This window comes from Pseudoruminococcus massiliensis, assembly GCF_900291955.1.
GTDB classification, from domain to species: domain Bacteria; phylum Bacillota; class Clostridia; order Oscillospirales; family Acutalibacteraceae; genus Pseudoruminococcus; species Pseudoruminococcus massiliensis.
In genome coordinates, this window is record NZ_OLMR01000010.1 from 48,013 (window position 1) to 58,470 (window position 10,458).

At 42.3% G+C, this 10,458-nt stretch carries 7 protein-coding genes; all 7 read right to left on the reverse strand.

The window, feature by feature from the left end:
* Window positions 1–2: 2 nt before the first annotated feature.
* Window positions 3–524, reverse strand: a complete 522-nt coding sequence (locus C9914_RS10540) for a multidrug transporter (protein WP_106765270.1) — start codon at window positions 522–524, stop codon at window positions 3–5.
* A 393-nt stretch (window positions 525–917) separates the two neighbouring features.
* Entirely contained in the window at window positions 918–1,895 is a 978-nt protein-coding gene (locus tag C9914_RS10550; protein WP_106765273.1) for a DUF3991 and TOPRIM domain-containing protein, read from the reverse strand.
* A gap of 4 nt (window positions 1,896–1,899) precedes the next feature.
* Window positions 1,900–2,439, reverse strand: coding sequence for a JAB domain-containing protein (locus C9914_RS10555; protein ID WP_004611525.1), 540 nt, complete (start codon window positions 2,437–2,439; stop codon window positions 1,900–1,902).
* A 109-nt stretch (window positions 2,440–2,548) separates the two neighbouring features.
* A complete protein-coding gene (locus C9914_RS10560) occupies window positions 2,549–3,544 on the reverse strand; it encodes a DUF5688 family protein (protein ID WP_106765275.1) in 996 nt (331 codons plus the stop codon).
* Window positions 3,545–3,558: 14 nt separating this feature from the next.
* Window positions 3,559–3,906 (reverse strand): helix-turn-helix domain-containing protein, encoded by a 348-nt coding sequence (locus tag C9914_RS10565; protein ID WP_055306798.1) that lies wholly within the window; start codon window positions 3,904–3,906, stop codon window positions 3,559–3,561.
* Window positions 3,907–3,975: 69 nt separating this feature from the next.
* The gene (locus tag C9914_RS10570; RefSeq protein ID WP_172622379.1) at window positions 3,976–9,354 is read right to left on the reverse strand and encodes a SpaA isopeptide-forming pilin-related protein; all 5,379 of its coding nucleotides are present in this window, start codon (window positions 9,352–9,354) and stop codon (window positions 3,976–3,978) included.
* Window positions 9,355–9,445: 91 nt separating this feature from the next.
* Window positions 9,446–10,234: a hypothetical protein gene (locus C9914_RS10575; RefSeq protein ID WP_242950293.1), complete on the reverse strand. Its 789-nt coding sequence runs from the start codon at window positions 10,232–10,234 to the stop codon at window positions 9,446–9,448.
* Between the last annotated feature and the right edge of the window lie 224 nt (window positions 10,235–10,458).

The following is a 10,458-nucleotide window of genomic DNA, read 5'->3' on the forward strand; positions in this document are numbered from 1 at the left end:
AATCACCTTCCTCTCTTACCCGTACTGTATTCTCTTACTCCTTCTGCTACTGTTACAGCAGCTTTTTCCAGTTCTTTATTACCCAGCTGGGCAATAACCCTGTCTGCAAGCTCTGTAGCAACTTCTATAAGTTCCTTACCATAACTGGTTTTATCAAACAATCTGTCCAGTCTCTTTTCATCTGCTTTCAGACTTTCATACTTGCTCTGATACTCGTTATAGTCGTTAAAATCCTTTGGATCACTCCTGTGTGCTTCCGCATCAAGTATCAGTTCATAGTTCCATTCACAGACAATATCTATAACATCATCAATCAAATATGGTTCTATCTCGCCATTCTCTTCAGCAATATCCTGCCTGTACATCTTCCCATCTGAATCTATGCCAATGGCATAATCATGTCCTTCCATATAGTTAAGCAGAATTGCAGCATCTTCTATCGAAGGGTTTAGTAAGATATCAAATGTGTCTGCCCAGGCAATAAGTTCCTCTGGTTCTGTGATTATTGTAAGTTCTTTATCCATTGCTTTCCTGCACCTCCCTTATCCGTGTTTTGTATATCTCTTCCACCCACACGCCTGTCTGAATCTCTTAGGTTTACGGCTAGATACGCATTAGAGACATCTCTGTCCTAATGCCATCTAGTTAGGGAGAAAATCTCCCTAAAACCCTCTGTTTATGAAAGTGGGGGCGCTTTTTGCCCCCACTTTGCTATTTTGGGGGCGCTTTCTGCCCCCACTTTGTTATTTTGGGGGCGCTTTCCGCCCCCACTTTTATTTTTACTTCAGTCCGGATTTTCTCGTGTCCAAATTGTGGGGGCACTTTCTGCCCCCACTTTGACATTTTGGGGGCGCTTTCTGCCCCCACTTTGCTGTTTTGGGGGCGCTTTCTGCCCCCACACATCAAAATCCGTTTTCTCATGCCCTGACTGGTTCATCTGCTCGCTTATTCATCCTGTTCAGATTAAGCTTTGCCACTACAAGCCACTCGTTGTAATCCTTATATCCGGCAGGTGGCGGACAGTCTTCTACCTCATATCCAAGCTCATAATACTTTCTCATAAGTTCAGCTGCTGCTTTTCTCCCCGGCTCATCTCCATCAAGGCAGAACCGGATGGAAGTAATCTGCGGATGTTCCCGAAGAAAAGTCTCAAGTGGTGCATCTGCAAGCATCCCAAGTGCCAGCTTATTTGATTCATAATCCGCGAAGATATCGACATAACTCATAAGGTCGATTGCAGCCTCAAATACTACAAGCTCTGTACTGTTAACATTTACCACATTAAATCCATAGTTCTTATCATTTCCTGTGACATCACACTTGAATGGCTTGCCCTGCTTATCAAACACTCCCCGCATACTTGCAAATCTTGTCACTCCATTTTTATCATTTCCTTTGAAAACAACATTGTGGTAATGCCTGCTCTCATAAATCAGTCCTTCTTTTAAAAACAGATCTATGACTGCTCTGCTGATTCCTCTCTCCTGATTCAGATAGGAAATAATATAGGAATTATCTCCTGCCGGTTCCGGTAGGACAAATGGCTTTCTCTCCTCTGCCTGCTTCTGCGATACCTGATGAACAAGAGGCTGCTTTACAGGCTTCTCAATTCTTTTGTATCCTGCGAAATCTAAAAGCCAGAACACAGCCTCTTTTACACTCATTCCACAAAATACCCGTAAGAAATCTATCTGTGAGCCGCCATTGTTGCCTTTGTCAAACTGCCTTGACCATCTGTACCAATGGCTTCTGTTATAGATACGGATGGAATCCATCTCCTTTAAAGTGTGGTATTTGCCAATCCTCTTTACTGTATACCCAAGGCTTTCAGCAACTGCACACAGGTCAACACTCTTTGCTATGGCAAGCTCTTCATCCGTAAATCTTCCATCCATGCTTTCACCTTGCCTTTCCCTGCTCTGCTACAAGCGGTGACTTGATATCAAGTGTCCGGTAATCTGTGCTCAGGGTAATCTTAGGATTATCAATCATGCCTTTTTCCCTGAAACTGAAAAATTCACGATTGTCTCCACCGACTATGATATGGTCAATGAGAGGTATTCCCATCAGCTCACACAGCTTGTTCATGCGATCCGTCATCATCGTGTCTGCCTTGCTTGGGAATACGTTCCCGGATGGATGACAATGGATTAACATCATGCTTGCAGCATTGCTTAAGATACTTGATTTAAACAGTTCTCTCGGATGTGCCATTGCCTCATTTAAAGAGCCAACACTTGCAAAATGCACATTGATAGGTTTTAAATCTGACCTTAGATTGACCACACACACTACTTCCCTGTCAAACTGGCACATACAGTCTCCCATGACAGCAGCTATATCCGCCGGATTGTTAAAGGTGTGCTCCGAATAAATCGGAGCATCCTTTACAAGTCTTACCGAAACCACATCAAGCTTGAAGTCATTCTTCTTTGGCATCAGACACCGCCTCCTCTCCAAACTCGACACGGATAACAAAGTCACCTTTCTGGCTGTTTATGAGAGCAATGAGTTCTTCCATTGTAAGTTCCTGCTCCATAACTGCCTCCTATCTGGACTTTTCCTTCGCATCATATACAAGGGGAGGTTCTGCAACGATACCATCAAGTCTCTTGTTCGGTGTATCAGTTGCAAGGGTAAGTTTTCTTAAATCCTTATCATAGTGATATACCTGATTGGAAAGTCTCTCGTCCAAAGACACCTCCTGCATATTTACCTCAACTACCATCTGTGCAAGCATCTCAGGGCTTCCCATATCTGAAGATACAGCAATAACCTCATGCACGCTCGAAGGGAGAATATAAAGGTCACTCTCTAAACTCTCTGCCAGCTCATGAAGCTCATTCTCATAAAGCATGGATGCTGCGCCATTGATACCCTTTTCATTGGAAATCACCCACATTGTCTGTTCCGGTGGAATCTCGGCTATCATCATATCTGCAATCTCCTGTGGCATCCCATCCCTTGCGAACATTTCTTTCATAATGTCATTCATGCTTCGTACTACAGGTGGAAAGAGCCTTCTTGTGTTTTCAGCAGCACACTTAAAGAGCTGTTCCTCGCTCATCCCAAGTCTTTTTGCAAATTCATTTGTAATTTTTGAACTCTGCACCGCATCCTTATCGGCACTGATAATTATCTTGTACACAATAGAAAGATCCTGGAACTCCCTGTGAGGTACCTGTTCCAAAAAGGTCTTATTCTGCTCTGTATTGATGAGCTGGAATACAATCTTCTCGTTAGCATCTCTCATAATGCTGTCCACATCAACAACCGGAGCCTGCTCATATGCCCTTTCCATAAAGTCACATGCAGCCATAAGTGTTTCCTCAAGATCACCACAGTCCTGATACTTCTTATACATGTCATTGATATAAATCGTAGGCGAAATGTTCCTGCCTTCTTCTCTTAAGATGATGCCATCAAGAGTCACATTCACCTTTTCCACTGGCTCTGCCACAAGCTCCATTCCTTTGAACTTCTCAGGCATATAATCCATAAACTTTTCTTTTACTACTTCCTTAAAAATCTCATAATTCATCATATTACGGTTCCTCCTTAATCTAAATTGTCATACAAAATCCCTTCATCCTCGGGATTTTTGTGTTCTCTGTAACTGTTGTCTTCTTCGATTCCCATATCAAAAGTGGTATGAGATTTTCTTTTCTTTCTGTAATAATTCTTGAGAAACATGCACTTTCTACAGTCCTCACAGAATAATTCTTCCGGCGGAATGCCAAGTGCCTTTGCAATCCTGTTCAACGTTCCCGTCCTTGGAACTCTTGAACCATTTTCGTATTGGGCAATTCTTACATCACCTCTATTTTCAAAACCACTTTTCTCGCCCAGTTCCCTGAGTGTCATTTTTTGTCGTTTTCTGTAATATCTGATTCTTTCTCCTACCACTGTTTGTCCTCCAAATCAAAAAAGCGGAGAACATAAGTCACTGGCTTACATTCCCCGCAAGGTTAATTGTTACTGTTTATTCTTTTTCTTTCTTCCACGAAGTCCGACTCCAACACCTGTAATAAGTGCAAGTGCACCAATTCCAAGATAAAGAAGCGGATTTGCATTGTCGCCTGTCTGTGGAAGCTTAGGCTCTGTCGGTACATTGACAAGCTTAAGAGTTGTTACAACAACATCCGGTGCATTGTCATCATATCGAAGAGTTACATCATGAGCTGTTTCATCAAGGATATATCCGTCAGCTGCTTTAGTCTCAACAACTGTATAATGGATATCTTCTTTGAATGATCCATCCTCGTTGTAAGTACAGATAGGAAGCTCCTTGCTCTCTGCATGACCATTCTTGTCAGTAGTGAGTGTATCAAGCACCTTTCCGTCCTTATCCCTTACTTCAAATACAACACCCTCAATCGGCTTTCCGGTTACTTTGTCAGTTTTCTCAATGACAATCTTACCTACTGCCTGCTCATCCTTCATGGATACCTTCTGAATCTCGGCAGTCTCCTTTACCTCAAAGGTCACATCCTTCGCCACCTTGTATCCATAAGGAGCTGATTCTTCACGAAGTGTGTACTTTCCAACAGGAAGTCTTTCGATCATATAAGTCTTTCCAGCCTCAGATGTCCAGCTTTCTACAAGCTTTCCATCAGCATCAATTACTGAAAGCTTTGCTCCAGGCAACTCTTTCTCTCCTGTGATATCAGTCTTTGAAATTTCTACCTTAATAGGTGCATTTTCAAATGCTGCCTCAAACTCGATAACCTTTACCTTATCTCCCTGATATGAAGCATCCACATCAAAAATCTTATCAGACTTCACATAGCCCTTTGGGGCCTCAATCTCTTTGACATAATACTGTCCAAGCGGAAGGTCAGAGGTAAATGCAGCCTTTCCATCCTTGCCTGTTACTGTTCTCTCAATCTGTGTATCAGCTTTTACGATTACCTTGCCATCTTTGTTCACAATGTCTTCTTTCGCAAATAAACCGAATACTGCTCCCTCAAGTGCTTCCTTAGTCTCTGAATCAGTCTTGGTTACAGTAATCTGCACTTTCTGACGCTCATTTGTCACATCCATTCCTGCAAACACAACCTTTGTATTCTGGTCGATATAGGAAAGGTCTGCTTCAATCGGTGTATCATCTAATACAAATCCATCAATGGTCTTTGTCTCAACAAGATAATATCTGCCAAGTGGAAGGTCATCAATTCTTGCGATACCCTTATCATTTGTCACGATGGTTGCCACCTTGTCTCCTGCCTTATGATATACAGTGTCAAGTCCGTCAGCACTTACGATATCCTCTTTTGCATATACATCAAAAGTTACTCCTGCAAGGCTGTCCTTGAAGAAATTGAAGATAAAGTCGTACCAGTACCCCTTCATAAGAGTGGTATCTGTTACAAATTCGCCGTCCTTATTGATAACGATGGAACCTGTAGGAACTTCATCCTTCATCTCTACATGCTGCACTTTGCCTGTGTCCTCAACTGTAAACTGGATATCTGCTGCCTTGAGATATCCGTAAGGAGCAAATTCCTCACGAAGAGTGTAAATCTCTCCAACTACAAGTCTCTTGATTACATGTGCTTCCTTAGCATCAGATGTCCATGTGTCTACCACATTTCCATCCTTATCAAGTACAGTAAGTGTTGCACCTGTAAGCTCTGCACCGCTTGTGATATCTGTCTTTGTAAACTCAAAGGTTGTAGGAGTGTTCTTATACTCGCTGTTATATACAGCAGTCTTAACATCCTGTCCCTGATATTTTGTATCAAAGTTTACTGCTTCCTCATTTGTCACATATCCGGCAGGCTTTACAAGCTCCCTTGCAACATATTTTGCAAATGGATAATTCTTAACAAAAGCAATCTTTCCATTCTCATCAGATGTTGCCTTCTCAAGAAGTGTGCCTTTCTCGATAATAACTCTGCCATCAGCATTCTTGATATCCTCATCTGCATAAAGACCAAATACTGCACCTGCAATCGGTGTGTTATCTTCTGCATCAAGCTTAGTCACTGACATATCAAGCTTCTGTCTGTCATCTGAGAAAGTAAGGCTTTCCTTGATAACAGGTGTCTTATCATCCACATATGTGAATGTCACTTTCTGCTCATTCGGATTTAATACATATCCGTATGGAGCTTCCACTTCCACAACTCTGTACTGTCCAAGAGGAAGATTCTTTGCTGTTGCCTTTCCATCCTTGCCAGTTGTAAGAGTTGTCACAAGGTCTCCCTTGCTGTAATACTTAATGCGGTTTCCGTCTGCATCCTTCTGGTTGTCTGCTGTGTAAATATCTTCCGCAGCATAAACTTTGAATTTTGCTCCGGCAAGTGAGCCTTCCTTATAAACAAACTCTTTCTCATATGAGCTTGCAAGAAGTCCACCCTTGAATCCGTCAAGTACCTCTCCCTTCTTTTCTACAGTCAGCTCTCCGACTGCAGGGGCATCGGAATATTCCACGGTGATGATTGCATCATTTGTATCACCATCTGTCTCAAATGCTGTATCAGTATCAACCGAGATGTTGACATACTTATCATTTACAACATATCCAAATGGTGCAGACACTTCCTCAATGCGGTAGTTACCGATTTTAAGTGCCTCCGGTAAGATTAAATCTCCGTCCTCATCAGTAAAGAATGAAGTATGCTCTACCTTTGACGGATAAGTTGTGTACTGCTTTACATATTCGTTCTTATCAATATTGAAGATTTTAAACTCTGCATTTGGCACAAGTACTGTCTGCTTTGTATCGGAATCCTTCTTGATTACACGAAGCTTTGCAGTAAACTCCCTGTCAAGGAATACTCTCCATGTCTGAGGTTTGTCAGGATGGTTCTCGCTGATTTTTACCTCAAATGGCTTGATCGTCTTCATGTTATGCGGAGTCTTTGACTCAACTACCACATAAGTTCCATAAGGAATTGCAATGGAAACTGCATGCCCCTTGTCATCGGATGTGATTGTTGTTGCTCCGTTTTCCCCGATTACAACCGGAGATGCCTTGTCAAAGTCATAACTTCCATCTGCCTTTACAGGTAAAGATGATTTCAAATAAGCTGTAAACTCTGCACCTGCAAGCAGTCCTGCTTCAGTATCATCGCCATTGTCAGATACCTTGATAAGCTGGAATGGCTGCTTGATTACCTGCTCTGCTGAAGTTGTACTTCTTGATACCTCTGCTACAAGGTCTCCCTCATAATCACATACCACATCATGTTCCTCTTCGTCTAAGAGATACCCCTCTGATGGAGTGATTTCCTTTACATAATAATTTCCAAGGTAAAGGTTATTGACCTCTGCCTCTCCATTCTTATCTGTTGTAAGTGTTGCTACAAGGTCACCTGCTTTGAATACGACTCCTGTTGCTCCGTCCGGATGCACGATATCGTTTCTTGCATAAAGACCATAAACTGCACCTTCAAGGCTTGCATCTCCCTGGGCAACTGCCTTGCCTGATTCCTTGTCTACCTTGTAGATATGAATCTTTGCTGTCGTTCTGTCATTCACAAATGTATGACTGAATGATGCCTTTGCCTGTGTTTCAGGTAATACATTGAAATTGAAGCTGTAAACATCTTTACTGTTTCTGATATACGCATATGGTGCCTGTGTCTCTGATACATAATATCCGTTAGAGATTGGCAGATCCGCGCTGTAGCTTGCCTTTCCGTCCTCACCTGTAGTTACTGTCTCAAGAGCTGTACCCTTTGTCACAATAACCTGTCCGGCATAGTTTTTGATGTCATTTCCGGCATAAAGTGTGTACTTGCCGCCTTCAAGAGGGTTCTCTGTGTCAGAGTCCTTCTTTACGACAGATACATCCGCTTTCTGTCTTGTATTCTCAATCGTAGTTGATTCATACTGGACTGTCACAGTCTGGTGCTTATACTCAACTGCTACTGTCTGAGGTGTGGTATTGATTGTATATCCGTCAATGCTCTTAATCTCAGTAATCACATAAGTTCCAAGATGAAGGTCAGATAATACCACCTGTCCGTCAGTTCCTGTTGTTAGGCTTTCTGCTACAACATCGCCAGCACTATACACCTTTGTACCATCTGCCTTGTAGATATCTGCCCCGGCAGTTACCTTGAATGCTGCTCCGGAAAGCTTCTTTTTCTCATAGGTGAAATTGCTTCCATTCCATGAGCTAAGCACCTCACCCTCTTTGTAGATTGTGATTGCTCCAAGCTGCTCTTTATCTGTTGCAGAGATTCCCGTTGTCTGTCCTGCTTTTACAGTAAGTGTATGAACCTTACCGGAAAGGACATATCCCTTTGGTGCGGTAATTTCTTTTACATAATAAGTGCCTGCAACAAGTGCAGCTGACTTTGCATATCCGTTTCCATCTGTTGTCATGGTCTGTACTCTGTTTGTGCATCCGCTGTCAGAATAGATTCCATAAACTGCACCGGAAAGCTTCACTCCGCTTGACTCATCTGTCTTTGTAAGCTCACCATATCCGATGTTCTCTGTCTTGACCTTGATATAGGCTTTGACAGGATCTGCTGTCGGTCTTTCAGAAATAAACTCCTGATATCCGCTTTTTCCTGTAAGCCAGAATACACAGCTTGATGTTGTCTCAACCTTGCCTGCATTGGATGTGAATGTTCCTGTTGTAGCTGTAGTATTCACACTCGTTGAAGATATGGTAATACTGTTGCCATTCTTATCAACAGAATATCCGCTGATGCCAAAATCAAAATCCGATAAAACACCATTGCTGTCATATAATGTTGTTTCAAATCTCTGACTTCCCTCATTCCACTTCAGCTCATAAGTTGGTGCCTCACTGGTTCTGCGTGATGCAAAACTTGGAAGTGTTGCATTGTAGGAGCTGCTGATATTGTCCCTGAGTCTCTCATAATAACTGTATGAAGAATCAGGACTTGGTGCTGTGTTGCAGAGCTTTCTCGCTGCCGAATCACCACTTCCAGTTCCAAAAATATCTGCTACAATTACCCATACCATTGCCTGAGTTGCGATATACTCATCACACTGGCTGTTGCTTGGTGCCGCCTTTTGTGTACTGTTAAACCCATAATAAAGGCAGTAACTTAAAAGCTTTCTCTGCTGTGCTGACATTGATGTGCTTGCATCATCGTAGCTGTTCATAAGCTGACCGCCATCTGCTCTTAATCCGAAATTCATACAATATGCCGAATTTCCGTCAAGAATTGAATACAGAATCTTGCCATGATTAAATCCGGGCTTTAGCTCACTTACTTCTCCGGAATTTTTGACTGATGCATTCCAGAACGCAATATTTGCCTGCGGACTGGCTGCAAATGCTGTTGTACCATTCGTAAAGAGTGTTCCAACCAGTGTGAGCATAGCCATAAATCCTGCCATAAAACGCTTTAGTTTCTGTTTCATGTGCTCTTTCCTCCTTAATTTACGCATAAAAAAAGAAAGACATAAGTTTATGGCTTACATCTTTCTTCCTTCTGCTTCTATTCGTTTTTATTTATCTGTGACATCGAAACTCGTAATAGTCTGTGCCGCCTGTCGTGTAAACTCCATCATAACTGATGTAGAATACCGGATCTGTTTCCAAAAGTAACATACTTGCAATATATTCTGCGATTGCATCCTCAGATGATAACCGCTGTCCATCAATGGTACTTGCTTTGTTAAGGTCTGTCTCTACAAACACACTATAATAAGAGCCTTCCATACCATCGTAAGGATAATACTCATTGTACTCTTCCTGCGTGATACTGCCATCATTCAAATGGTTCTGTAAATTCTGCTGTGTGGTAATCATTCCTCCTGCCTGACACTTTGCTGTTGCAAGTGACACAACATTCTGTGGACTGTATGCCACGGATGCAGGCTGTGGGTTGCTCACATTGTCTTTCGGACTGTCTGTAGTCTGACCACCATTACCTGCATTACTCTGATTTCCGCCAGCTTCCTCATTATCATTTACAGGAGCTTTCTGTTCCGGCTCGTCATTCTGCTTTGGCTTTTCTTCCTGCTTTGAAGCAGTTTTATTATCTGCGGATCGGTTATCTTCTTTATCAGTCTTCTCTTCTGAATCTTTAGCCTCGGCAATATCTTTCTCTGTCTCATCACTTCCAGCTTCGGTTGTGACCTCTGTGACAGCTTCCGTTGCCATTGCTACTTCTTCAGTTGGCTTTACGCTTTCCGTCTGTTTCTCTGTCTGATTATCAGCCTTTTCCTTACCACCATTACAGGCAGCCATTGAAAAGACCAGTACTGCGGATAATAAGATAATACTTATCTTCTTCATAGTAATCACCCATCCCTTCTCCGCAAGAGGGACGGGCTTTGTGTTCCGTGCCATCCACCCTTGCAGTGAACTATTTATCTGTAATGCACGGGACACATGGATATATAATAAAAAAGTGGACAAGTATGATAAAATAGAAGACAGAAAAAGGAGGAATAAAAAATGTCTTCAAAAAATCCGAAATACACCCAGGAATATAAGCAAACAATAGTCAATCTGTACCA

What these genes read in the sequence shown, in the direction of transcription:
- C9914_RS10560 (WP_106765275.1), bottom strand. Translation starts at nt 3,544, where the DNA reads ATGATGAATTATGAGATTTTTAAGGAAGTAGTAAAAGAAAAGTTTATG.
- C9914_RS10550 (WP_106765273.1), bottom strand. Translation starts at nt 1,895, where the DNA reads ATGGATGGAAGATTTACGGATGAAGAGCTTGCCATAGCAAAGAGTGTT.
- C9914_RS10555 (WP_004611525.1), bottom strand. Translation starts at nt 2,439, where the DNA reads ATGCCAAAGAAGAATGACTTCAAGCTTGATGTGGTTTCGGTAAGACTT.
- C9914_RS10570 (WP_172622379.1), bottom strand. Translation starts at nt 9,354, where the DNA reads ATGAAACAGAAACTAAAGCGTTTTATGGCAGGATTTATGGCTATGCTC.
- C9914_RS10540 (WP_106765270.1), bottom strand. Translation starts at nt 524, where the DNA reads ATGGATAAAGAACTTACAATAATCACAGAACCAGAGGAACTTATTGCC.
- C9914_RS10575 (WP_242950293.1), bottom strand. Translation starts at nt 10,234, where the DNA reads ATGAAGAAGATAAGTATTATCTTATTATCCGCAGTACTGGTCTTTTCA.